Below are 25,832 nucleotides of genomic sequence, written 5' to 3'. Positions count from 1 at the left end.
CACTCACGCCCTGACCCTAAGGCGCGTTTATGTGCGTTGTCTGTCGTCGGTGATTTGTCCGACCTCCCTCAACGCCTGCTCAATGACGACCAGCCGCTGCTGCGCATCGTCCCCAATTTGATGTAATTGCCACTCCAGATCGGGCGCGAAGTGCATCAACGTGGCGATGGGCGTGGTCGCGCCATCACTGGCATTGATGTTGCGCCAGCTTCCGCCGGAGAACACCGCCATGGGCGATAGCGAAGGCAGGCTACTTCCCGAAAACATGCCCGCCAGTGAAGAGGAGCCGCCCAGTGCTCCGCCGCTGTTGAAACTGGGGAATGAACCGAGCGAACTTTCAAACAGGCTGGCGCTGCTGGAAGCGATACCCTGCGCAAACGTGCCCGCTACCTGACTGACCGGTGTGGTGTTGTCTGGTGCTGTCCGCTGGGATGACTGAAAAATCGTCGACGTGACCGTGGCGACGTCTGCTGTTCGGGCGGTATTCAGCGCGCCGAGAGACGGCGGGGAGAACAACGCGCCTAAGGTCACCGGCGCATTAGTCACTACCGAGATCACCGGCGGGGCAGAAGGCGCTGGAGGCTGTGAACCGCCCGCATTCATGCGGAATTCCGGGTCGCCGCCGCTGTCGTTACTGGCTGTAATCGTCAGCGTAAAGGCGGTGCTAACCGAAACGTTACTGCCGTCGGTGGCGGTGATCCGAATAGATAAGCTTCCGGCATCGCCCGTGCCCGGTATTCCTGAGAAGGTGCGGGTCGCCGGGTTAAAGTTCAGCCAGCCTGGCAGTGCAGAACCGTCCGCCAGGGTGGCGCGCAGCGTCAACGTGTCGCCAACATCCGGGTCGGTGAAGAGGCTTGCCGGAACGGTAAAACTGAAGCTGCTGTTTTGTGTCGCGGTTTGCGCATTCAGTGCGCCCGACAGGACCGGCGCGTCGTTAACATTGGTGACGTTCAGCCCGAAGGTAGTGCTAACGGAGGCATTGGCGCTGTCAGTGGCGGTAACCCGAATCGCCAGACTTCCGACATCGCCATTTGCCGGTGTACCGGAGAAGGTGCGGGTCGCCGGGTTAAAGCTCAGCCAGCCTGGTAGCGCGGAACCATCCGCCAGGGTCGCACTCAGCGTCAAAATTTCGCCAGCATCCGGATCGGTGAAGGTGCCCGCTGGCACGGTAAAACTGAAACTGCCGCCTTGCGCAATCGCCTGATCGGCAACAGGCGTGGCAACAACCGGCGGCAAGTTGCTGTTATTGACGGTTAAGCTAAAGGTCGTGCTGACTGATGCGCTGCTGCCGTCCGTTGCGGTGACCCGGATGCTCAGGTTGCCCACATCGCTTCTGGCTGGCGTTCCCGAGAAGGTGCGCGTCGACGGGTTGAAACTCAGCCAGGCGGGCAGCGCCGAGCCGTCGGCCAGCGTCGCGGTCAGCGTCAGCGTGTCACCGGTATCGACGTCGACAAATGCGCCATTAGGAACGGCAAAGCTGAATACAGCATCTTTTGTTGCACTTTGACTGCCGATGGCGCTACCGACGGTGGGCGCGTCATTGACGCTGGTGACCGTCATGGAAGCTTGCGCACTGGCGTTTGAGAACGCGCTGCTGCCGCCAGACGTTGAGGTGTCTGCAAGGCCTGTGCTGGCCCCGGTTGTGGCGGAACCGCTGGTTTGATCCCATGCCTTGAAAGCCAACGTCGCGGTCTCGCCATTCGCCCCGTCCGGCACATAGCGAACCTGCGCGGTTGAGGCCAGTAACAGGGCTGATGAGCCCGACACCGTACCGATATTGAACCAGTTTGCGCCGCTGTCAGTAGAGTATTGCCAGTGACCGTTGCCCGTGGTCAGCGTAATGGCAATACCGCTGGCGGCACCGCTGTCGACATCACCATAGCCCGCATTGCTGAGCAATGAAGAGACAGTGGTGGCGGAGGAGGTATTGTCTTCGTTGGTGGTGGGCAACGTGACGGTCACGCCGTTAGATAAGGTTGGCGCGTCGTTCACTGCCGTGACGTTGAGGGTCATGGTGCCGACGTTGGCAGACGAGGCAGTACCGTCGCTGACGGTCCAGGTGAACGCGGCGTATCCTGCGCCGTTGGCATTCGCCGCCGGGCGGAAGGTCAGTTTGCCGATGTTGGCCGCGCTGACCACCGAGCCGTTGCCAAGCAGCGTGTCGCCACCACCGCGAACGCCATCGCCATTGGCATCTATAAACAGCTCGCCCGCACCCGGCGCCGTCACGATGGTGATCGATTGCAGGGTGTCACCGCTGTCCACATCACTGAAGCCGAAATCTGCAGCGGTAAAGGTCTGCGCGCTGTCCTCGTTGACGGTCTTGCTGACAGACGTGTTGCTGATCACCGGCGCATCGTTCACCGCCGTGACGTTGAGGGTCATGGTGCCGACGTTAGCAGACGAGGCAGTACCGTCGCTGACGGTCCAGGTGAACGCAGCGTATCCTGCGCCATTGGCATCCGCCGCCGGGCGGAAGGTCAGTTTGCCGATGTTGGCCGCGCTGACTACCGCACCGTTGCCGAGCAGTGTGTCGCCAACACCGCGCACGCCATCGCCATTGGCATCAATAAACAGCTCGCCCGCACCCGGCGCCGTCACGATGGTGATTGATTGCAGGGTGTCGCCGCTGTCCACATCGCTGAAACCGAAATCGGCAGCGGTAAAGGTCTGCGCGCTGTCTTCGTTGACGGTTTTACTGACGGTGGTGTTGCTGATCACTGGCGCATCATTCACCGGCGTAATACTGACTACTGCCTGATTCGTGCCGCTGCTGTTGATGGACCCATCGTTGAAGGTCCAGCCCAGCGTCACGCTGGAGGGCGGATCGTCAGAACTGTTGGTGTAGGTCAGGGATTGCAGCACCGCATCCACAATGGCGGACGTGGCGTTGCTGTTGAAGGTCAGTGTCAGCGTGCCCGCTGAATTGGTGGTGACGCTGCCTACCGTGGTGCCGTTGTAGGTAAAACTTTGGCCTTGCGTGAGCGCTCCCAGCAGACCGCTGTTGCCGAAGAGATCATTACTGTTGGCCCCGCCGTTGCGGGCGACAGTGATCGACGCGCCGTTATAGTTACCCAGCCCACTGTTAAGGGCATCCAGTTCGGTGTCGGCGACGGTGACATCGTTGTCGATGACCACTGCGCTGCCGTTTTCGGTATAGGTCGCGCCGCCGTTCAGGTTGCTGAAGACCGGCGCGGAGTTCGTTGTAGCGGTGATCGACGAACTGTTAACGGCCGTCAAACTGCCCGATGTGGCCCGTAACGCCAGCGTGTTGGTGCTGCCGCTATTGGTATACATAATGACGAGGCCGCTGTAGGTGGCGATACCGCCTGATGGCGTCAGCGTTACCGTGGTGCTGCTGGCGTCCTGATCGCCAGATGTGACCGTAAAGCTGTTAACCGTGCCATCAACCGTTCCGTCGTTAGGATCGGTGACTGAAAGCACAATATTGGTGGTGTAATCCTGATCCACCATGCCATTTGCATCGACAGCCTGCACGACCGGGACGGTGGTAAAACTGGTGCTTTGCCCATTCTGAATGGCGGTGGGTACGGGCTGTGTGCTGAAGACCAGCTTGGTTGCAACCACATCCGGGTTGATGGAGGCCGAGGTGGCACTCACCAGGCTACCGGCTGCGGCGGTAAGGACAAAGTTGGCGTCAGCGTCGCTGGCTGACGTGTATTTCACGCCGCTAAAGGTGGCTATACCGTTTGACGCGGTGACGGTGGTGGTGCCGGTGAGCGAACCGCTGCCATTTTCGCTCAGCGTGATTGAACCGTTGAAATCGGTATCGATGTTGCCGCGATCGTCCACGGCGATCACCACCGGCTGGGTGGTGAAGTTAATGCCGCTGACCACCGATGTGGACGGCGACTGGCTGTAAATCAGTTTGGTGGCGGCGATGTCAATGCTCGCGCCGCTGCCGTTGGTGACGTTGGCCTGGCTGCTGGCGAAGGTCGATCCGCCGGAGACCGAGGTAAAATTGCTGGCGTTGACCGACAACACCACGGTGTGGTGATCGGTAATATCGTTACTGCTGGTGTTGTCGTTGTAATACGCCTTGATGGTGTAGGTTTCGCTACCACCATCGATAATCGACAGGTTCAGTCCGGAGAAGGTGATTCTGCCCGTGCTGCTGTCGTAAGTGCCGAGCACGTTGGTGGCGTCCGGCCCGTTGAGTAAAAAACTCATCTTCGCCAGTTCCGACGAGGTGGCTGTTCCGCTTACGGTCGCGTAGAACGCGCTGACATTGGTGGCAAGGCCATCGGATGTTCCCGGGTCGGCTATCGTAAAATCCATCAGCGTGGTGGCACTGGCAGCCGATGTCGCGGTGGTGGAAAATGTGGTGGCTTCCGCTGACGGACCGGCGGTGACGGTGGAGGTCGCATTTGACGCCACGATGGCTTTGACGTCGGAAATATCAAAGTTATTGGTACCGAAGTCGAAGCCCCCCGTCCCGTTCGCGCTGGCGATCACCACTTTGATGACGTCGTTCGCGGAGGTGGACAGGGGATTATTTGACGCGTCGCGGAACACCGAGAAATTCGAGAGGGTGATATTGGCATTCGCGGTGGCGATCAGCGTCCCGGTGACGGTGGTGTTATTGGCATAAGTAAAGGTGACCGTAATGGTGTCATTCAGCGAAGTGTAGTAACTGAAACTGGTCAGATCGAAGGTAAAACCGGAGGCCACCGCAATCGTCAGTTTGGTGGCATCACCAGTCTGGTTACCGGCGCTGTCAGGGAAGACGTTGTAGTTGGTGCCGTAGTTATTGGAAAACGAATACCCGTCCTGGCCGGAAAACGTGAACCCGACCGTGCTGACCGTTTTGTTGTAGATCCCGCTACCGCTATTTAAATCTGCGTTATCAAACACGACGATGGTCAGCAGTTCGTTGTAGTTGTTGAACGCCAGCGCATCCGCCTGGATCCCATCACTGCCAACGCTTTTTTCCAGCGTCCAGTTGCCGCCTTTCGCCACGCTGCCTGTGAGATCGCTGGAGGCTGCCACGTCTGCGCCGGTCGCGCTGGAGAGGGTATTGATAAAATTTACCCCTTCACCGGATGCCACCGAGCAGCCATACAACAGAATGTCACCGCTGTCTGTTAACGACGCGCCAAGCGCGCTCAAATCACTCTGGCGCGAGGCGAGGGTGGTGCTGTCCAGTGTCAAATCACCGAGATAGAGACGACCTTCTGCACCGTGACTGATGATGTGAATCGCGTCATAGCCGCGGTGCGTTTGCGCCCATTGTGCCATTTGCGACAGGCCATCTTTGCTGCTATCCAGCAACACCACATCCGCGCCGGTGGGCACCTGGTTGAGCAGTGTCTGGTAATTCGCCACCGAGGTGTCAACAAACACCACTTCTTTGTGGGTTTGTCCGCTATCGGCGGCAACCGCCACTTTTGTGTTATCGGTTGCGGTGTCCTGACTGGCGGTCTGGGTCTGAGAGTCGCTATTTTGCGCGTGGCTATCGTCGGCGTGCGTTGCCGTGTCTGCAGTGGGCGTTGGTGTGGGCTCTTGCGCGGCGGCGGTTTGGTCCACGGTCGCGGCAACCGCGCCGTCAAACAGCATTCTGGGCTCAAGCGCATACCCCAGCGGGACGGGCTGCGTCACCTCAACGGGCCGGGGAGAGTGGTTGCGTTGTTGACGGGCAACGCGACGGTTACTGAACAGATCACGCCATAACATAGAGGTACCCCAGCAGACGAATAACATTCCGATCATCATGTCCGCATGCCATGGACTCAGCGACGTCAGGTTGCGGCAAACATGTCAATTTGTTTCTGAAATGTAATTTATGTCTTAATAATGTAATTGAATAGATATATTTGCATTTTGTGCTTTTTTTGTCTTTGTTTCGCCAATGCGTGTGATGGGCAGCAAAAAACTGCCCATCCGCAACGGTGAATCAGCCTGGATTAACCGGATAAAGCCCTGTGACGGCGATACACGCGGTGAGGGGCAGTGACGGATCGCGCACCGGTACCGAGACCGACACCGGCACCGTAACAGGATTTGGCGTGGTGACATTGGCCCCTACATTGACCGTACCGGTTAACGGCAGGGTGACCGTGCCAGCCGCTGAACCTGATAACTGGCCGCCGCTGGCTGTTCCGGCAACTGAACCGCTGGCGGTCCCTGTCACGCTGCCATCTGGCCCCAGTTGCCTGTCATTGGTTGCACCCGCGGGGGCGTAGAGTAGTGCGGCGGGACCGCTAACGGACGTTAACAGGCTTTTGTCCGCCAGGTTAACCGAGCGACCGCTGGTGGTTGATGAGCCGATTTTGGCAATACCGGTGACGCCAAGACTGGCAACGGCATTAAACGGCAGGTTTGTAATGCTGCCGGTAAGGGGCAGAGTGACCGACGTGCTGTTTCCGCTTAGGGAAAGTGTCGCCGGGTGGGTATGTGGCGGAATTTGCGCCGCATTGAGCACGACTGAACTGCTGCCGCTGCCAACGGCGGTTTCCTGACCGATGACTTTTCCGAGCGTATACGTAACGTTACCTGACGGCGTTGCGACCGTACCCGTACCGATTGCGGTTTTGCCGCGCAGATCAGGCAGCGAGAACGTCGTGGGCGCTGTGCCGCCGTAGATGTTGCCAATCAGGGAATAGAGCGCCTGGTAACCATTGACGTTCAGCGTTCTGCCGTCGGCGGGTAAATAGCCCTCCGGGCAGTACCGGATCGCCATATAACACACACTGCCAATAAATTCGTCACCCGCCCCGTTGCAGGCGAAAGCCGACTGCGGTAGCGAAAAAGCGATCCCTAACGTAGCGGCAATGGTGGTTTTTGTAAGCAAATATTGAGCGCGTTTCATACAGATCTCTCCTTGCCAGAAAGCGGCTTCACGGTATAGCTAAGCCCATCGGATAACAGTCATCATGCTGTTTAGCCCCAGAGGTGGGGGAGGTACGGGTATGCCGCGGCAGAACGGTATTGTGATGGAATGTCCGGCCACGATTAAAACATAGCCAGACAATTGAGATTTGTCTTATAGATTCAAGGATATATTCTTTATCTTTTTTTCGGCGACTGCAGACAGCGGTTTCGTCTGTTGACGGGGATCAGAATCCGCTCTCGCGGATCCCCAGCGCTGCGACCCGCCGCCATACGGCGCCCAGGATCGACTCTTTTTCCCCTTGCAGAATGACACTGCCCCGAAGCGGTTGTTGCGGCGGCTGGAATTGATCATCCTGCACCACAAAGCGGACGCGATATTGTGCCTGTACCGGTTGCGGGTTGTGGTCGCGATCGCGACGTACGGCGATGGGGCCGTGACGATCGGAGGCCAGCATCTCTTGCTGTAACCAGGCGGTGCCGGTGGGCGCAATATCGCTTAAGCGAACCGCAAGACGCGGGTAGGCCGGATCGTCAGCAATAAACTCTCCCGTCATGCCGGTTTTCGCGCGCGTGAGGGTGTCTTCAGGCAAATAGCCCTGGACTTTGCCAGCGCCAGGCTCAACCACGCGCAGCAGGGGTAAATCGGTAGGCAGCCAGCGACCTTCTATCATATCCCTTGCGACGTCTCTCACCTGGCCCGCCTGCGGCGCGGTGATCGATAACCGCTGGCGCTGTGCATCCAATCCGCGGTAACGCGCCAGCGATTCTGCCAGTTGGCGGTCAAGCACCTGCGTTTCGCTGGCGGTTTCCTGCCTCCCTGCACCCCGCTGGCGCTGTTGTTGCAGGACACTAATCTGCTGGCGTTCAATGGCAAGGCGATAATCCAGATCGGTCGAGGTCAGCTCCAGCAATACCTCGCCCGCGTTAACTTGTTGACCGTCGCGGACATGCAGTGTGCGCACCTGAGCGGCACTCGGGGCGTAAAGTACGCTGACATTTTCCGCTTCCAGCACTGCCGGAATGCGGATACTGCCGCGCCATGGAAACAGCAGGACAGCAAGGAGCGCCAGCAGGATCAGGCCGGAACGCAGCAGCCTGGCAGGGTGAGCAGTTTTACGCATAGACCACCAGATAGAGGCTTCTTTCAGCACCGGAAGGGCTATAAACCAACCAATTTCTACCAGCATCAACATGATGCCGATGACTTTGATGAAAAAGTGATACACCAGCAGCGCAATGCCAAAAAACAGGAAAAAGCGCCATATCCATGAGGCATACCCCCACAGCAGCAGTTTACGTTGTAAGGCGGGCGACCAGGTGTGCGGCGGTGGGTGACCGTAAGCAAACAGGGCTTCACGTAAGCGCCAACGGCACAAGGCATAAGCGCGATCCTGTAAATTTTCGACTCGCCAGAAATCGCTCAGTAAAAAATAACCGTCAAAACGCATCAGCGGGTTGAGGTTGACCACCAGCGTGGTGATCCAGGTCGCGCTGGAGAGCATGAACACCGCTGTGCGCAGTGGACCATCGGGCAGCAGCGCCCACGTCAGCAATGCAATGCAGGCGAGGATCAGCTCCGCCAGAATGCCGCCTGCGCTGATCAATAATCGGGCACGCCGATCCTTCAGTTTCCAGGCATCGCTGACGTCGGTATAAAACAGGGGGAACAGTACGATAAATGCCACCCCCATGGTTTGCACCCGGCAACCCGCGCGTTTCGCCATAAACGCATGCCCCAGCTCGTGGAAAAATTTGGCGAAGACCAGTGCCATGCCGAAGACCGCCATTCCTTGCAGACTGAACATATGCGGAAAGGTTTGGGTATAGCGCACCCAGTCACGGCTAACGAGAAAGCCCCCCAGCAGCAATATGCACGGTAATACCACGCGCAGCATAGGCAGACCGTAACGTTGCAGCACTGGCCAGCAACGACCGAGCAGCGGATCCGGACGCCATAACGGTATGCGGAAAAAGAGATACTGGTGCAGCAAGGTTTTCCACAAACTGATCCGCTGTGCTGCAGCTTTCAGGGCATACCCCTGGCGTTGCAACGGGTCGCTGGCGGCAATCAGATCGTGACTGCGCAGAAAGCGCAGCAGTTGTTCCAGCTCCTTTTCCTGTAACGGCAGACCGGGCTCCTGGTTCGCTGCTTCCAGCACCTTGTGGGGCTGGCGCAAAGGCCAGTGACGCAGCAGACGTATCGCGGAGGGCGTCAGCGTGAAGTAACGCCCGGTGACCGGATCCGCCAGCACCCATTGGGGAGCGCCGTCCAGCCCTTTCGCGGACTCCACCAGTTGCAGGTCGCGGCGCAGCGCGGGCAGGATGCGGCTCATGGCCTCGTTTGTCATAATCCAACCGACTGACGTAATACTGCGAGTGGGCGCCGGAACAGATACACCGCCAGCGGCACATATTCACCCGAGACTTTAGCCGTACCGCGTAAACCAATGCGCGGCGGCTCTCCGGTGAAACGGGCGTCCAGGCGGTACGCCAGATTGCCGGCGGGTGTCTGCTCTGATTCGTAAGCAATGCGGTCTAACAGCGCACCGTGTGGAGTAAGCGGATCGCTATCGAGAAAGAGGGTGATCGGCGCATCCGGCTTCAGGCGGATAGCATCACCGACATCCAGTTCAATACGCAGCGACACGGAAGCCGGATCGGCCAGATCCATCAACCGTTCTCCGGTACGCACGGGTTTCCCCACCCAGCGCTCAGCATCAGCGAAAACAGCGATGCCATCCCGCTCGGCATGGATTTCGCTGCGGCTCAGAAGCGCGTTGGCATAGTCTCGCTCGGCGCGCTTTTGTGCGACCTGCGCCGCAAGAAAATCGAGCCTTGCTTTGGAGTCGCTATCCTGAAAGGCACGCTGGGCGCTGGCGCGGTATTCCGCTTCCGCAACGTTTAACGCCCGTTCGGCAACATCCGCCTGCGCTTTTAAGGTGGTATCGTCAAAACGCACCAGCAGGTCACCTTTGTGTACGGCCTGATTGGGCTGCACCGCAAAGGCCTGAATCACGCCGTCCAGTGGGGCTGCCACAATGCGACCGTTAAGCGGGATCACTTCCGCTGGCGCCAGCACGGACTGGTGTACGGGAATAAACAGGCATCCGACCAGCAACAGGGCAGGGATCGCCAGCTTCCAGCGCCAGCGAGTGCGTCGCCAGACCGGTTGTGGCTCCAGCGCCAGCCAGGCATGGCTAAAGGCGTGCGCCAACTGCTCTGCCAGCCGTTGTTCTGCCTGTTGCCAGGGGTGCTCTCGCGCATACCAGATACCGCCAAATACGTGCCCCTGGCGATCTTTCAGTGGTACCCACAGCGCTTCCGGGGCGGATAGCGCCAGCCAGTCATCACGGCTTTGTTGATCTAACGCGGTGGCGTCGACAACGGCGCATTGGTCATATTGTGGCTGGCGTTGCAGCCGGGCGTTGGCCCGCTCGATAAAAGCGACGAAGGGGGCATGAGGGGCAGGTTGTGTCACGCCGGTGACGGCACGCACCGTGCCGTTGATCACCAACGCGGCATGGCGAAATCCGAACAGAGACTGGCTGTCGTTGACGATGCAATAAGCCAGTGCTTCGATTGTCTCTGCCGAACGCGCCTGGCGTTCAATGTCCAGAAATTGGGCGAAGACGCGTTCGCCGGAAAGGGGAGGCGTGTTGCTCACGGTTTCTCCTGGAAATGCGCAGTCCCGCTCATACCCGCCATCAGGGTGCTGTCACTGCTGTCGATAGCCCCTGTCAGGCTCAGCGTTTGACTGCTTTCATCAATACGCGCCCCCAGCCGGGAGACGCTGGCGCGCAGCGGCTTGCCGGTTTCATCCGGTGTGAAGGTAAACGTCAGCCCAGGCTTAAGAATGGATAACCAGCTCGACGGCACCAGCAGGTTAATCTCCAGATGCCGGTTATTGACAATATCGATCACCGGCACGCCAGCCGCCACGCTCTCGTAAGGCTGGGCGCGACGTTTGACCACCTGACCGTCAAACGGGGCCAGAATCCGACAGCGGTTAACCTGAATCTGGTAAACCTGGCTTTCCGCCTGCGCCTGCGCCAGGCGCGCAGCAGATAAAGACACGGCATGCCTGCCAACCGATTTCATCTGCGCCAGTTGCTGGTTTTGATTCAGTTCGGCTTCTGCTTCCCGCGTTGCTGCCTGAGACGCGCTTAATTGAGCCTGATAGATGGCACAATCAAAACGCGCCAGCAAATCGCCTTTTTTGAACGGATCGCCTTCCCGAAACGGCATATCGACGATACGCCCCGCCAGATCGCTGGAGATCGTCGCTTGATCGACCGCCACCAGCATGCCGCGGGCCTGATTGTCCGCGGGGTTATCCGGTTGTGTGGAATGTGGCGCGGGGCTCAATAATGGATCAGCAGCCTGCGCCGGAAGATGGAAAAAACAGAGGGAAAGCGTCATCAGGCCAATGGCCCGACGAAAAACAGCGTGTTTAACCTTATTCACACTAACCTGCCTTGAGTCCGCTGGGGTGTGTGCAAACCAGAAGGCGCGGGATACAACCTTCTGAATCTTCACCGAATAGTCATACTTATTGTGACGAGTATAGTAAACCAGCAAAAAATGAAAGGCGATGAAAGGTAAGAGTAAGGTTACAAATTTGTTGCGATAAGCACGAAAATGAGCATCGGCGAGCCTCTGTGGTTGCGGTGATTTTCAGCGGTTGCTATACGGATTTTATTGACTGAGATGATAAGACAATCAAAAAGGCGAACCAGATTTCTGCGCTGAATTACATTTTTTTGTGATGTATTTAGCATTACATAGATATCGAAAAGAGTTTTATTCTCACTCAAATAAGAGAAATCGTGTTTTATATTATTGTTATAAATTTGCTGAAATAGCCTTAACTTATATTTGCTGTGCTTGCTCTATTGTGAAAAGATTAAAAAAAGTGCATTAACTGTATGAAATTCATCCCGTAATCCTGTGGTGGTGGGGCGTCTGCTGCGGTTTTGCGGTTTATTTATTAAGAAAACCTTAAGGCAAATTCTTTGCTGCATTTTTTTTATTTATATTCAATTAATTCCCCATAATTGAAAATTTGGCTGGAAAAGTTTCATTTAAGATGTATATTCATAAGGATGTTATCACGGCGAAGCCACTTTTTTATTTCCGATATTATGAATAAAAATTTATCATTTGAAATGCAAAAGGTTTCTCTCGCCTTATTACTGATTAATAATGGCAGCGCCTCGCTATTATTAACGGATAAACGTGTCCGGGAAGAAACCCCCCCCTTTTCCTCCGCCTGGTTTTCTGATGCTGGTAACCGGCTGCATGCCCGCTACTTGTGCACCACCTGGCACTATTTAAAAGAAAACCGATGTGGCCAACACCATCAAACTGCGGTTGATGCCTATGTACTCTATATGGCGGATTGTCTGCCTGAACTCGGCTCCGGGCCAGTATTAACGCTTGGGCAGGTCATAGCATTGATTCAGGCTTACGAAAATTGCGCACAGCTCGCTGGCAGTTGCCCACCGGTTTACTGCTTCGGCCAGCAGCAGGAGACCTCTGCTCTTGAGGAGTGGGTTTATGCCTGCTGCATGGGGGGGACGTTTGACGCGTTGCCAGCGCAGTTGACGAACGTCTGCGACTGTCGCGTTTCCTGCCCTCCATTGCAGTTTCATCCATGATTATCATCACAGTTCATGGCCTGAAGGGTTGTGACTGGCGGGGCGATTCGTTATAAGAGTCGCTTAGGGACGTCATCGGAAAACTGAGCGAAACCTGATTCCATTGCTGCCACTGTGGTCGCAATGGAATCAGGTTTTTTTTTGTCTTTTTTTCGTGCGTCGCCGCCTCCGGGAAGGGTCTCAGGACCATACAGTGAGATAGCTGGAATGAAAGTAGAAAAAATACTCAGCAATAACGCTGTCCTGCTCACGAATGAAAAGCAAGAGATCGTGGCAATCGGACGGGGAATCGGTTTCGGCAAAAAGCCGGGTGACCAGGTAGACGAGAGCCAGATAGAGAGTCAGTTTGTTAAAAAATCCGCCGGGCTGGCGGATGTGCTTGCGCAGTTGCTGGCTGAAATCCCGCCGCCGCATTTGGCGGTGACGGAGCAGATTATTGCGCTCGCCCAGCAGCGACTGGCGATCACCGTGCAGGATACGCTGTTCCTGGCGTTAAGCGATCACATCAATTTTGCCCTTCAGCGACACAGCAACGGCCTGACGATCAAAAATTTCCTGCTGTGGGATATCAAGCGTTTCTATGCCCAGGAGTTTGCCGTCGGGCGGGAGGCGCTGGCGCTGATTGAGGACAGGCTTAATATTACTTTGCCGGAAGATGAAGCCGGTTTTATCGCTTTGCATCTGGCGAATGCCAAAAATAACAGCGATATGCACAGCACCATGCAAAGCGCCACCATCATTAAAGATGTGCTGACGATCCTGAAATACGATCTGCACATTACGCTCAATGAAGAATCTCTGGATTATCAGCGCTTTATTACCCATCTGAAGTTTTTTGCCCTGCGTCTGTTGAACCGGGACACGGTGACGCACGGCGATGACAGCATTTATCAGGGTATCACTGGCATGATGCCGGCAGCTTATGCGTGTGCTATGAAGGTCTATGATTATGTTGAGAAAAATTACGACTGCCAGCTAACTACCGATGAGGTTATGTTTCTGACTATCCATATCAACCGATTAAGCGGCGTCTAAACGCCATTTTTACAGGGCGTAACTGAGTGATTCAGGCGAAACCTGCGACAGCACCGACATGCTTTCCTGTCGGTGCTGAGCAGGTTTTTTTATTTCTGATCTGCCGGGCTACAGCGGCAGACAGCCGATGAGAAAGGAGAGAAAACGATGCAAATGGCATTTCCGGACGGTTTTTTGTGGGGGGGCTCGGTAGCCGCTAATCAGGTTGAAGGCGCCTGGAATGAGGGGGGAAAAGGCGTATCGACGTCCGATCTGCAACCCCAGGGCATTCATGGCAGCGTGGTCGCGCGGGACGGGGTGAACAGCTGCATCAAAGATGTGGCGATTGATTTTTATCACCGTTATCCGCAAGACATTAAGCTGTTTGCCGAGATGGGGTTTACCGTGCTGCGTACCTCGATTGCCTGGGCGCGTATTTACCCCAACGGCGATGAGATGCAACCCAATGAAGAGGGGCTGGCGTTTTACGACCGCCTGTTTGATGAAATGGCGCGTTACGGCATTCAGCCGCTGATCACCTTGTCCCATTACGAAATGCCTTATGGCCTGGTAAAACAGTACGATGGCTGGGGTGGTCGGGAAGTGATTGCCCTGTTTGAGCGTTATGCGCGCACCGTGTTTACCCGCTACCGTGACAAAGTGAAATACTGGCTCACCTTTAACGAGATCAACATGGCGCTGCATGCGCCGTTTACCGGTGTGGGGCTGGAAGGTGAAAGAAGCCAGCAGGAGATTTATCAGGCCATTCACCATCAACTGGTTGCCAGTGCCCGGGCGGTTAAAGCCTGCCATGAGATCATTCCGGATGCGAAAATTGGCAGCATGTTGCTGGGCGGCATCCGCTACCCTATCACCTGTAAACCGGAAGATGTGTTAAAGGCGCAGCGCGTGAATCGTGACTGGCTGTTCTTTGGTGATGTGCAGGCGAGAGGGGCGTATCCGGCATGGATCCGGCGTTTTTTCCGTGAAAATGACATTACGCTGAACATCACCGACCAGGATGCTGTGGATCTGCAAGAGACTGTCGATTTTATCTCCTTCAGCTACTACATGAGCGGCTGCGCCGCTGCGCAACCGGAACGGTACCAAAGCTCGCGCACCAACATTATGCGGATGATCCCTAACCCACACCTGGAAAGCTCAGAGTGGGGCTGGCAGATCGATCCGCAGGGGCTGCGTTTTTTGTTGAATGAATTGCACGATCGTTACCAAAAGCCGCTGTTTATTGTGGAAAATGGCCTGGGCGCGAAAGACGTCCCGACGGCGGATGGCACCATTGAAGATGATTATCGCATTCAGTATTTGCAGGCGCATTTGCAGCAGGTCAGAGAGGCGATAGAAGATGGTGTTGAACTGCTGGGTTACACCAGTTGGGGGCCGATTGATCTGGTGAGCGCCGGTACGGCGCAGATGTCGAAACGTTACGGTTTTATCTACGTTGATCGTGATGATGCAGGAAATGGCACGCTGGAGCGTCGTCGTAAGAAGAGCTTCTTCTGGTATCGCGATGTGATTAGCAGTAACGGAGCCAGTCTGAACGATCCGTACTGAGGGCTCGTTTTGTCTGCCGCGTACGGTTTCCAGGGTGATGAAAAACACTCGCGGGGGGATTACCCCCGCTGAATTCACAGCCTGCTTAAGACGTCACCGTCACAATGGCCCGGCGATAAGCGAACAGCGACGGCGTCCGTCATCCTGCACCGGCAGAATGATATGGAATGGCGTCGCGGTTTTCACCGTGGGCGCAACAAACCTGGCGTCCATTGTTTCGCTCTGTTCCAGTTTTAGCTCCGGGGCAAAATGGATGCCCATCGTGGTGGCGGTGGGTTCTTTGTACTGCCACCAGCGGTATCGCAGGTGATCGTTATCCACGACGCGGGAAATTTAGTGATGATTTTCACAAAACGGGAGGTTTCAGTAGTAATTCCTCACGGAGCTTGTTAGAAAGAGGACGTTCGTCAGGACGTCACCAGAATATTCTGGGCGAGACCTGGATAAAGCAGTGTGTTTTTTCACACTATTTTATCCAGGTTTTTTTTTGCTTTTTTTCTGCTGGCCAGCGGATACAGGCAACGAGCGCATATGAACTGGCAATTTTTGTCGTTTATGAAACGGGAAGTCTCATTATGAATAGCAACGTTCTGGCAGAAAATATTCTGCCGCTGGTGGGTGGGGAAGATAACGTCGCAACGTTAGTGCACTGCGCAACACGGCTGCGTTTTAAAATTATTGACCACAGCAAGGTCAAGCTGGCGGAGCTTGAAGCGCTGGATGGCGTTATAACGGTGGTGAAGGGGTCAGGGCAATTACAGATCGTGATCGGCAATCGTGTCCCGGAAGTGTTTCGCGCGTTTGGCGCCATTTCTGGTTTGCTGGATGATGATAAAGTCAAAAAAGCGCCAGCGGAGGAGAAAAACAACGTCTCGGTGCTGGGACGGCTGATTGATCTGGTCGCGGGCATTTTCACACCACTGCTTGGAGCGATGGCGGCGGCGGGGGTACTGAAGGGCGCACTGGCGATTGTGCTGGCGGCGGGCTGGATGAGTAATAAAGAGACCACCTACATTATTTTGCATGCGGCATCGGACAGCCTCTTCTATTTCCTGCCGTTGCTGCTGGCCATCACCTCCGCGCGGAAATTTGAAACCAATATTTTTGTGGCGGTCTCCATTGCCGGGGCGCTGATCTATCCCAGCATTCAGGGGCTCTTCGATGGCGGCCAGCCGGTGACCTTTTTTGGCTTACCGGTGATGATGATGAAATACACCGGGACGGTGATCCCGATTATTTTCAGCGTCTGGCTGATGTCGATAATCGAACGTTTCCTGAACCGCCATATCCATGAAAGCGTGCGCAATATCCTTACGCCATTTTTCCTGTTAACGCTGATGGTGCCGCTGACACTGATGACCATCGGACCGGTGGGCATCACTATCAGTGAAACGGTCGCCTCGCTGTTTGTGTCGATTTACAGTTTTAACCCGATTATCGCCAGCGCGCTGATGGCGGCGGCGTGGCAAGTGCTGGTTATTTTTGGCGTGCACTGGGGGTTTGTCACCGTCTTCATTAATGATATTTCCGTGATGGGTCACAGCTTCCTCAAAGCTGCTTCCAGCCCCTCGGTGTTTGCTCAGTCCGGTGCATTGCTGGCGGTGATGCTGCGTGCGCAAGACAAAAAAATGAAAGCGCTGGCAGGCAGTTCCTTTATTGCTTCTCTGTTTGGCATTACCGAACCGGGGGTTTATGGCGTCACGCTTAAGCTGAAAAAACCGTTTGTCTGCGCGGTCATTGCCGCCGCTTTCGGCGGTGCGGTCGTGGGTTATGCGAAAAGTTCGGCCATCTCCATGGGAATGCCCGGTTTACTGACATTACCTATCTTCTACGGGGAAGGGTTTGTTGGCTTTATTATCGGTTGCGTTGTGGCGTTTATTGGCAGCTTTGCGTTAACCCTGATCGTCGGGTTTGACGAGCCAAACGCGCAGCCAGTACAGGCCGCTCCGGCGGTAAAAGAGAACAAGCCAATGGTGCGTAAAACCCGCGAATCGGCGTCGCCCTCCGTCTCCTCAGAGCACATTGCTGCCCCGGTTTCCGGTGCCTTGATCCCGCTGAGCGAGGTGGATGATAAGGTCTTTTCGACCGGAATTGTTGGGCCGGGGTTTGCCATCGTGCCGGAAGAGGGCCGGGTTTATTCCCCTGTCGATGGTGAGATTGCCAGTACGTTTGCCAGTGGACACGCGATAGGCATCCACTCGACGGGCGGAGCGGAAATATTAATCCATGTCGGTATTAATACGGTGCAGCTCGAAGGGCAATATTTCCATATGCAGGTAAAAGAGGGCGATACGGTTAAAAAAGGCCAGTTACTGTTGATCTTCGATCTCGATGAAATTAAGCAGGCGGGTTATGACACGGTTACACCCGTGATTATTACCAATGGCGATGCCTGGCGCGAGTTACAGATCAGCGATAAACCGCATTCCCGCTTCGGCGAACCGGTGATAGCACTGTCGGTATAACATTCCCACTTCGCGGGAAATAGCGGCGGTGAGCGTGATTGTCACCGCGATTAATTAAAATAATGTTGATTTGTTAACGTAATTATCCCTTCAGGACGTGACTGATTTAATTCAGGCGAGACCTGCAACTGGCGGAGTAAATACCTGTCAGTTGCGGGTCTTTTTGTTTTTGGGGGATGTCATATTGAGGGGTCATCATGAAGATGAAAAAACAGTCCTGCAAAAAAACCATTATCGCCATGGCATTAATGTCGTGCTATGCCGCCAGCGGTGAAGCCATGGCGCAAAATTTAACGCTGGAGCAGCGTATGGAAGCGCTCGAAGCACAATTACGCGTCACACAGCAAAAATTACAGGCCTACGAAGAAAAAGAGAAAGCGCAACAGCACACCGTTGTAGCCTCTACCGCGTCTCCGCTGACCGTAACAACGCAGACGGCCCACGCTGCTGCTGCACCAACGACTGAGCCTGAGTTGTCGCCGACAACATTAAAGAAAATCAGCCAGTACGTGCAGGACGATACCGGGTTTAAATATTCCGGCTATTTCCGTTCGGGATGGGCGACCACCACCAATGGCGGGCCAAAATCCTGGGCGGTAGGATCGCTGGGGCGTTTTGGCAATGAATATGATGGCTGGTACAACTTGTCGCTGAAGAAGCGGGCATGGCGCGATGGCGACAAATCCATCTGGGCAAACGTGCAATTTGAAGGTGACCTGGGCTTAACGCAGAGTAATGAATCTTTCGAGAAGGGAATGTCCGGCGGTGGAATGGGCAAACTCAGTAAACTCTATGTGGAAGGTAATGGCCTGCTGCCTTTTGCACCGGAAGCCTCGGTCTGGGTCGGAAAACATACGCTGCCGCAGTATGAAATTCAGCAACTGGACTGGAAGAGCAACCGTACCCTTTCAGGGGCTGGGGTGGGGATCGAAAATATGAAGCTGCCGGTTGGCGCAGTGAGTATGGCGATCACGCGTAACGACATTGATAACTACAGTACCGTCTGTGCGGCGGGCGCATCCAGCTGTAGCGATACCACGCAGGTTAACGTGAATATTGCCGAAGCGCGCTACAAAAACCTGCCGATAACCGGTGATATGACGCTGGAGTTGGGGGCGAAATATGCCTTCGCCAACCAAACAGATGAGCAAAAAAAGGCGCAGGCGAACAGTGAATATTATCAGGTGAAATCTTCCTGGCTGGGCCAGGCTATTTTGCGCAACCCGGTGCAGAAGGGGTCTAACGAACTGACGTTGCAGGTGGCGGATAATTCGCTGGCCAGTCAGTTTATGAATATCTCCAGCGCCAACCCGGACTTTGATTACAACAGTGCGTATTACGGTATTCACAGTGGGGGTATCGGTTGGCGGCTGGTGAATCAGGGGGAATTTTATCTGGGTGAGAAAATCATCATGGCGCATGCGCTGGTATATGGTCGTGGTCACGATCTCTACTCCACCTATACCGGTGCGCATACGGACTTTGAAACCACGCGTGCTGTTATTCGTCCGTCGTGGATCTGGAGCCGCAACATGCAAACGGCATTGGAGTTAGGGTATTTCACGCAGAAAAACCATGTTGACAATGTCACGAGAGATGAGTCGGGTTATAAGGTGACGCTGGCGCAGGTGTACAAAGTTGATACCAGTATTCTTAACTCGCGTCCGGAAATTCGCTTCTATAGTACTTACCTGAAAGCGCTGGAGAATGAGATCGATACCCAGACATTTAACGATGGGAAAGATTATCAAATAAGCGTTGGGGTGCAGGCTGAAGTGGTGTTTTGACAAAAAAAAGAGGGCGGTATTGCGCCGCCCTTTTTATTTTCAGATTTCGAAATCTTCGAGTTTCTTGCCGCCTTCAATGGCTTTTGCAATCGCTTTTGGCGTGCGGCCCTGGCCGGTCCAGGTTTTCTCGCTGCCATCTTCATCCACATACTTATATTTTGCCGGGCGAGGTGCGCGGACAGATTTGGATTTTGATACCTGACCTTTCAGAGAGGAAAGAAGTTCAGTCGGATCAATACCTTCATCAATTAATTTTTGACGGAACGCAGCCAGTTTGGCCTCTTTCTCTTCTTGTTCTTTGCGCAAAGAAAGATCTTCTTCACGGCGTTCTTCAACAACCACTGTCAACTTTTCAAGCATCTCTTCAAGTGTTTCAAGAGTAACTTCGCGAGCCTGAACTCTCAGCGTGCGAATGTTATTTAGTGATTTAAGGGCTTCTGACATAACGTCACTCCTTGTGATGGAATTAAAAAGCTTTCCACCTAATTTTTAGTGATATCTTCATAAAGATCAATACAGGGAACGCTGTTTTAGCAAATATATACCCTGCTTTGCAAGTGTACGACTTAATAGATATCTTACTCACCGCAATTCAACCATCAGCGATAGCTGAAAAAAACGCGTTACATTTATGGCGTCACGTCTCAACAAAAGAGATGCTTGCCAATCGATACACGCAGAAATAATGCCGCGTGCAGCCGTTTTCTTCACGCTGCGGCGAACGAATTTCTCGCCTGCTTATTCATGATATATCGCCTGTTTCAGCCGGGGAAAATTATTTCTGAAATCCCGCGTTTTTTCTTTTTAGTCCGCAGTGGCGTGGGATGTGGTTTCAGCGCTGCTAAATGTTTGGTTAAATAATTCCACATATTCATGACGGAGATTTCGGTACAACAGGTAGCTAAGGAATTTGGCGCGTGTCAGGCATTGTCGCGAATATTCCTCGGTTGTTGCCAGAACCGTGCGCTCCAGTTCATATCGGAAGTCGAAAAAATCCACTTTGTTAACACTGGTTGGTGATTTTTTCTTCATGTCCATTTTTCGCAAAGCAAGGGTAAGAAGATCGTCCGTTATAACGGTTACCCGATTTTACCTATATTAAATTGGAACTGCTCCGCTTTATCTCCGTCCTATTTTTTAAACGGCTCCGCCCAGGAAAAGACCAGCGGACCCAGCGGTAACAACCATTGAATGCAATACTGGCGGAAAAACGAATAACACCCACTTTTTGTTTTCGGCTAACGGCACCTATTGCGTCGTATCAAACGTCAGCTTGTCGCCGCTGTTATCTGAGTCCCGAACGGTAACTTTCCCGGTTAGGCTGCTGTTGTTTCTCGCACGTGGAAGGTCGCCGCGGTCAGGATCGTTATTGCTCCAACTGAGGCCGGTAAGGGGGCCATTCGCACTGTACTCCGCCTTGCTGTCGTCTCGTTGGTGACCATATCCAAGTAAATGCCGCGCGAGTTAAGGCCGGTATTCGGCTTTGCTTTTTTTATTTCATCACACCACCGCTGATCCGCGCCGGAAAACATTCCAGCAGCCAGTCAATAAAAACACGCAGGCGGTGCGTGAGGTGGCGGTTTTGCGGGTAGACCACGTGGAAAGGGTACGGTGCCGGGCGCCACGCACTGAGGATCTCCACCAGCGCCCCCTCTTTCAGCGCCGCGCAGGCGGCATAACTGAACGTCTGGATGATGCCGAGCCCCGCCAGCCCGGCGGCGAGATGGGCGTTGCTCTCATTAATACCAATGCGGTGGTCGACTTTGATCTCGGTTTTTTCGCCATCGCGGGCAAAGCGGAAAGGGAACGCTCTGCCTGTTTGCGGGGAGAGATAACTGACCAGCCGGTGACCATTTTTCAGCTCCTGCGGATAAGCCGGCGTGCCGAACGTTTGCAGGTAACCCGGTGTTGCGCAGGTGATCAGCGTCGCCGCGCCAATATGGCGGGCAATCAGCGACGAGTTATCCAGCGGACCGCCGCGGATCACACAATCAATATTGTCGCTGATCAGGTCCACCGCGCGATCTGACACGCCCAGATCGAGACGAATATCCGGGTAACGCGCCATAAAATCGGGCAGGGCGGGGATCAACACCTCTCTGGCTGTCGAACCGCCTATGTCAACGCGTAACTGGCCGCGAGGCGTGCTGCGCGCCGCGTTAAAGCCGGTATCAATATCTTCCAGATCGCGCAGAATTCGCGCCGTTTTCTCATAGTAATCGCGGCCTTCCGGCGTGACGGTGACCCGCCGGGTGGTGCGTTGCAGCAGGCGAACGCCGAGGTGCGCTTCCAGCTCCTGCACCAATTTGCTCAGCGTTGCATTCGGCATCTCCAGCGAATCCGCCGCCCGGGTAAAGTTGCCTGCTTCCACGACGCGGGCAAAAGCCCGAATGGCCATTAACTGATCCATGATCTTCTCCTGCAATGTTCTGCATGATTATACACAGTGGTGAATAGTCATTTTCATTTTTCACTATTTTTCAATAAAAGTCCCGGCGCTACATTACCGCCATGCCTGAGGCGACACGCGGTGAACGTTCAGGTGAATCCATTAACCCGATACTGAATATGAGGAATACATCATGAGCACTGCATTGAGCGGAAAAATTGCGCTGGTAACGGGCGGGACCAGCGGGATCGGTCTGGCAACGGCGAAAGAGCTGGTGGCGCAGGGGGCACGCGTGTTTATTACCGGTCGTCGGCAAAAAGAACTGGACGCCGCCGTTGCGGAGATCGGTCACGACATCACCGGCCTCCGTGCTGATGCATCGGTGCTGTCCGATCTCGACACGGTGTATGCGCATATCGCCAAAAGCGCCGGGCGGCTCGACATTCTGTTCGCCAACGCAGGCGGCGGCGATATGTTGCCATTAGGCGCTATCACGGAAGCGCATTTTGATCGGATTTTTGCCACTAACGTGCGCGGATTACTGTTTACTGTACAGAAAGCCCTGCCGCTGCTGGTTGACGGCGCGTCCATTGTGCTGACCGGGTCGACCGTTTCGATCAAAGGCACTGCCAACTTTAGCGTGTACAGCGCCAGTAAAGCGGCCGTGCGTAACTTTGCCCGCTCCTGGTCGCTGGATCTGCAAGGGCGCGGGATCCGCGTGAATGTGGTCAGTCCGGGGCCGGTACGTACGCCGGGGCTGGGGGACCTGGTGCCGGATGAGCATCGTCAGGGATTGTTCGATGCGCTTGCTGCGCAAGTGCCGTTGGGACGTCTTGGTGAACCGGAAGAGATTGGTAAAGTGGTCGCGTTTCTGGCCTCCGATGCTGCCAGCTTTATAAACGGTGCTGAGCTGTTCGTCGATGGCGGTATGGCGCAGATTTAAGCGCCAGAAACAACACGCCCCCGTTAGCGGTGGGGGCGTGAGATTTTCCGTTTTGTGCAATAGCTAAGTGATTTAAGTACGTTGTCATTTCCAGCTTCCTCTCGCATCGTTGCGCTGAAAAGAGCAAGCAGCGAGCGTGTGCGTGAATGGCGAAAGGGCGTCCGGTTTATCTACATCAACAGCAGCGGGATTTTATCCACCAGCTATCCCGTAGCTGGGTATGGCGCAGCGAACTGCCTACCTGGGGCGTGATCATTGCGGTCTACAGTGGCTGGTTCGCCACGCTGGCCTGGTGGAAAATGCTGGAGCTGTTGCCTGCAACGGTGCTGCTGGTGGTGTTAACCAGCTGGTATATGTCGGTCCAGCATGAGCTGATCCACGGTCACCCTACGCGTGTTGCCTGGTTCAACCAACTGCTGGGGATCCTGCCGCTGGCGCTCTGGTATCCTTACGGTCTCTACCGGGACTCTCACCTGGCGCATCATCGCAGCCATTTACTGACCCTGCCGGAAGACGATCCGGAGTCCTATTATTTTTCTCCTCATCGCTGGCAACACCTGTCGGGCTGGCGGCAAACGGTTATTCATTTACGTAATACTTTTATTGGTCGTCTGCTGCTGTCGCCGTTACTGGACATCGGGCAACTGCTGGCGGGCATGGTGCGAGCATTCCGCCAGCGACAAGGTAAAACGATAACCATGTGGATTGTCCATATGGCGCTGCTGGCTGTGGTTTTCACCTGGCTGGCCTGTTGCGACTTCCCGGCGCTGTGGTATGTGCTGATGGTGAGTTACCCGGCATTGGCTATCACTAAAATCCGCTCATTTCTTGAACACCAGGCAGCAGACGATCCGCTGGCGCGTTCGGTGATCAACGAAGCGGCGCTGCCGTGGCGCATCCTGTTTCTCAACCTGAATTATCATGCGATCCACCATGATTTGCCCGGTGTGCCCTGGTATGGTTTACGCACGATTTATCTGCGTGACCGGGCCGCCTGGCAGCAGCGTAATCGCGGTTTTCTGGTGCGCGGCTATAGTGAATGGTTACGGCGCTTTTTATTTTCCCCGGTGGACGTGAATGCACACCCTGGTTTCCCACAGCGCGATGAGTAATATTGCGTTGCCGATGTATGACCTGTGTCACCCGCACACGCGTGCGCTGCTGGAGGCCTTACAAGCCATACTGGCGGACCACGGTCTGCGGGCGGAGCCCTGTTGGCCCGGCGATGATTTGCTTAACCACTGGCAACGGGATGATCTCTTACTCAGTCAGACCTGCGGCTATCCGCTGATGACCACCCTGAGCGGGGTGCAGACCGTAGGCTGTTTTCACTATCTGGCACCGGGGTGCGAAGGCATCCACTATCGCAGTCTGCTGGTGGCGCGCGAAGCGGATCGCGGAAAAGCGCTGGCGGATTTTCGCGGTCGCCGTGCCGTGTGCAATGCCGTGGACTCCCAATCCGGCTATAACGCCCTGCGCTATAAGGTTGCGCAGTTACCGGGGGCAGCGCATTTCTTTTCCCACATCACCATTAGCGGTAGCCACCGGCAATCGCTGGTTGAACTCCAGCAGGAAAAGGCTGATCTCGCCGCGATTGATTGCGTGACATACGCGCTGTTGCAACGCGACCAGCCCGCGTTACTCACGGGGCTGGCAGTGATAGGGCAAAGCCCGTTATCCCCAGGATTACCGTTGATCACGGCCAGGCAGACGCCCGCGAAGACCGTGGTGCTCTTGCAGTCGGCGTTGCGCCAGTTGGTGAGTGATGTGCGCTATCAGGAGCGCTGTGCGGCTGCGTTGATTGGCGGTTTCTCTCCGGTCACTCGCCAGGCGTATGTTCCCTTGTTGCAGTGGCGGGACGAGGCGGCGGCGCGCGGTGTGACACAGTTATAACGACGGGATATTTCAACCGTTTTAGACAGGCTCTGAAAATGAAAAGCCCCAAAAGGGCACGTTCAGCCAACGACACGCCCGGGCATCCGGCGGAGAGTCACAGGCTGATAATGTTGTCTTTTGCTGTCCGGGCGCGTCATTGAACAGCCGGAATAAGGATGATGAATGAGCAAATTGTTTTCACCCGCTAAGCTGGGTCAGGTTGAACTGGATAACCGTATCGTCATAGCCCCGATGTGCCAGTATTCCGCCGTCGATGGGAAAGCCACCGCCTGGCACCGCATCCATTTGGGTAACCTGGCGTTATCTGGCGCGGGGTTGCTGATTATTGAGGCCACGGCGGTAGAGCCTGCTGGTCGCATCTCTCCCCAGGATCTCGGCCTGTGGGATGATGAAACGCAGGCAGCACTGCGTGAAGTTATTGAGGATATTCGCCACTATTCGCCGATAAAAATCGGTATCCAGCTTGGTCACGCCGGGCGTAAAGCTTCTGTCAGCGCCCCGTGGTCAGGCGGTAAGCAGCTCGCAATTGAAGAGGGGGGCTGGCAAACATTTTCTGCATCGAATCTGCCCCACGACCCTGCTGAACGTGCGCCGCGAGAAATGACAGCACAGGATCTGGCGCGGGTGAAACAGGGTTTTGTGGACAGCGCTCTGCGCGCGGTGGCGCTGGGCATTGAGCTTATTGAGATCCATGCCGCTCACGGCTACTTATTGCATCAATTTCTTTCGCCGCTCTCTAATCAGCGCAGTGACGAGTATGGCGGCAGTCTCGACAACCGGATGCGTTTCCCGCTGGAGGTCTTCCGTGCGGTGCGTGACGCGGTGCCTTCAGCGGTGGCGGTGGGGATTCGTATCTCCGCCACCGACTGGGTGGACGGAGGTTGGGATTTAGCCCAGTCAACGGTGCTGACGCAGAACATTGAGGCGGCTGGCGGCGATTATGTTCACGTCTCCAGCGGCGGGCTTTCGCCGTTGCAGAGCATTAAGGTGACGGCGGGGTATCAGGTGCCATTCGCCAAAGCACTGCGTGAGCAGACCCGGATGCCGGTGATTGCCGTTGGGTTGATTACGGAACCGCAGCATGCTGAAAGCATTCTCCAGCAGGGAGAGGCCGATCTGATCGCCCTGGCGCGGGGTGTGCTCTACGATCCCCGCTGGCCGTGGCATGCCGCAGCAGCGCTGCATGGTGCGGTGCAAATCGCGCCGCAATACCGGCGCGCCGAGCCGCATGGCGTGAAAGGCACAGTGAAATAACAC

The 25,832-nt window shown here is 55.3% G+C and carries 17 protein-coding genes and 1 pseudogene; 9 read left to right on the top strand and 9 right to left on the bottom strand.

Features of this window, described 5'->3' with window-relative positions; translation table 11 throughout:
• Positions 1-27 precede the first annotated feature (27 nt).
• The 5 genes from GA0061071_RS06615 to GA0061071_RS06595 form a co-directional block, all read right to left on the bottom strand.
• The gene (locus GA0061071_RS06615) at positions 28-5,694 is read right to left on the bottom strand and encodes a putative Ig domain-containing protein (protein WP_088236838.1); all 5,667 of its coding nucleotides are present in this window, start codon (positions 5,692-5,694) and stop codon (positions 28-30) included.
• Between the two features lie 220 nt (positions 5,695-5,914).
• Complete coding sequence (locus GA0061071_RS06610; RefSeq protein ID WP_061496990.1) at positions 5,915-6,829, bottom strand: phage tail protein; 915 nt, start codon at positions 6,827-6,829, stop codon at positions 5,915-5,917.
• Positions 6,830-7,076: 247 nt separating this feature from the next.
• Complete coding sequence (locus GA0061071_RS06605; RefSeq protein ID WP_088236837.1) at positions 7,077-9,185, bottom strand: site-2 protease family protein; 2,109 nt, start codon at positions 9,183-9,185, stop codon at positions 7,077-7,079.
• 11 nt (positions 9,186-9,196) lie between these two features.
• Entirely contained in the window at positions 9,197-10,516 is a 1,320-nt protein-coding gene (locus GA0061071_RS06600; protein ID WP_061496989.1) for an efflux RND transporter periplasmic adaptor subunit, read from the bottom strand.
• Positions 10,513-11,316, bottom strand: coding sequence for an efflux RND transporter periplasmic adaptor subunit (locus GA0061071_RS06595; RefSeq protein ID WP_209446716.1), 804 nt, complete (start codon positions 11,314-11,316; stop codon positions 10,513-10,515). The genes GA0061071_RS06600 and GA0061071_RS06595 overlap by 4 nt, the downstream gene beginning before the upstream one ends.
• 701 nt (positions 11,317-12,017) lie before the next feature.
• Between GA0061071_RS06595 and GA0061071_RS06590 the strand changes: the two genes are divergently transcribed.
• From GA0061071_RS06590 to GA0061071_RS06580, 3 genes are all read left to right on the top strand, one after another.
• Complete coding sequence (locus tag GA0061071_RS06590) at positions 12,018-12,509, top strand: FlhC family transcriptional regulator (RefSeq protein WP_167352629.1); 492 nt, start codon at positions 12,018-12,020, stop codon at positions 12,507-12,509.
• A 207-nt stretch (positions 12,510-12,716) separates the two neighbouring features.
• Entirely contained in the window at positions 12,717-13,544 is an 828-nt protein-coding gene (gene licT, locus GA0061071_RS06585; RefSeq protein WP_061496987.1) for a BglG family transcription antiterminator LicT, read from the top strand.
• Between the two features lie 147 nt (positions 13,545-13,691).
• Positions 13,692-15,095 (top strand): glycoside hydrolase family 1 protein, encoded by a 1,404-nt coding sequence (locus tag GA0061071_RS06580; protein ID WP_061496985.1) that lies wholly within the window; start codon positions 13,692-13,694, stop codon positions 15,093-15,095.
• 99 nt (positions 15,096-15,194) lie between these two features.
• On the opposite strand, the gene GA0061071_RS06575 is transcribed toward GA0061071_RS06580, so the two are convergent.
• Entirely contained in the window at positions 15,195-15,416 is a 222-nt protein-coding gene (locus GA0061071_RS06575) for a hypothetical protein (RefSeq protein ID WP_088236730.1), read from the bottom strand.
• Positions 15,417-15,670: 254 nt separating this feature from the next.
• Here GA0061071_RS06575 and GA0061071_RS06570 point away from each other — a divergent pair, with 254 nt between their 5' ends.
• On the top strand, positions 15,671-17,560 hold the full coding sequence (locus GA0061071_RS06570; protein ID WP_088236729.1) for a beta-glucoside-specific PTS transporter subunit IIABC: 1,890 nt from the start codon (positions 15,671-15,673) through the stop codon (positions 17,558-17,560).
• A 197-nt stretch (positions 17,561-17,757) separates the two neighbouring features.
• Positions 17,758-19,347: a carbohydrate porin gene (locus GA0061071_RS06565; protein ID WP_088236728.1), complete on the top strand. Its 1,590-nt coding sequence runs from the start codon at positions 17,758-17,760 to the stop codon at positions 19,345-19,347.
• A 39-nt stretch (positions 19,348-19,386) separates the two neighbouring features.
• Here GA0061071_RS06565 and GA0061071_RS06560 read toward each other — a convergent pair whose 3' ends face one another.
• From GA0061071_RS06560 to GA0061071_RS06550, 3 genes and pseudogenes are all read right to left on the bottom strand, one after another.
• Positions 19,387-19,791 carry an H-NS family histone-like protein gene (locus GA0061071_RS06560; RefSeq protein WP_061496976.1) on the bottom strand — a complete coding sequence of 135 codons (405 nt, stop codon included), beginning with the start codon at positions 19,789-19,791 and terminating at the stop codon, positions 19,387-19,389.
• A 686-nt stretch (positions 19,792-20,477) separates the two neighbouring features.
• A pseudogene (locus tag GA0061071_RS23575) lies at positions 20,478-20,540 on the bottom strand (hypothetical protein); the annotation flags it as partial.
• A 299-nt stretch (positions 20,541-20,839) separates the two neighbouring features.
• On the bottom strand, positions 20,840-21,757 hold the full coding sequence (locus GA0061071_RS06550; protein ID WP_088236726.1) for a LysR family transcriptional regulator: 918 nt from the start codon (positions 21,755-21,757) through the stop codon (positions 20,840-20,842).
• Between the two features lie 172 nt (positions 21,758-21,929).
• On the opposite strand from GA0061071_RS06550, the gene GA0061071_RS06545 reads away from it, so the two are divergent.
• The 4 genes from GA0061071_RS06545 (at position 21,930) to GA0061071_RS06530 (ending at position 25,829) form a co-directional block, all read left to right on the top strand.
• Complete coding sequence (locus GA0061071_RS06545) at positions 21,930-22,679, top strand: SDR family oxidoreductase (protein WP_088236725.1); 750 nt, start codon at positions 21,930-21,932, stop codon at positions 22,677-22,679.
• Between the two features lie 146 nt (positions 22,680-22,825).
• The gene (locus tag GA0061071_RS06540) at positions 22,826-23,791 is read left to right on the top strand and encodes a fatty acid desaturase (RefSeq protein WP_088236724.1); all 966 of its coding nucleotides are present in this window, start codon (positions 22,826-22,828) and stop codon (positions 23,789-23,791) included.
• Positions 23,757-24,572 carry a phosphate/phosphite/phosphonate ABC transporter substrate-binding protein gene (locus tag GA0061071_RS06535; protein ID WP_088236723.1) on the top strand — a complete coding sequence of 272 codons (816 nt, stop codon included), beginning with the start codon at positions 23,757-23,759 and terminating at the stop codon, positions 24,570-24,572. The genes GA0061071_RS06540 and GA0061071_RS06535 overlap by 35 nt, the downstream gene beginning before the upstream one ends.
• A gap of 165 nt (positions 24,573-24,737) precedes the next feature.
• Positions 24,738-25,829, top strand: coding sequence for an NADH:flavin oxidoreductase/NADH oxidase (locus GA0061071_RS06530; protein WP_061496958.1), 1,092 nt, complete (start codon positions 24,738-24,740; stop codon positions 25,827-25,829).
• Positions 25,830-25,832 lie beyond the last annotated feature (3 nt).

The sequence above is a fragment of the Kosakonia oryzendophytica genome, from assembly GCF_900094925.1.
Classification (GTDB): domain Bacteria; phylum Pseudomonadota; class Gammaproteobacteria; order Enterobacterales; family Enterobacteriaceae; genus Kosakonia; species Kosakonia oryzendophytica.
The sequence above is the reverse complement of the archived record's forward strand: the minus strand, read 5'-3'. Positions and strand labels throughout refer to the sequence as shown.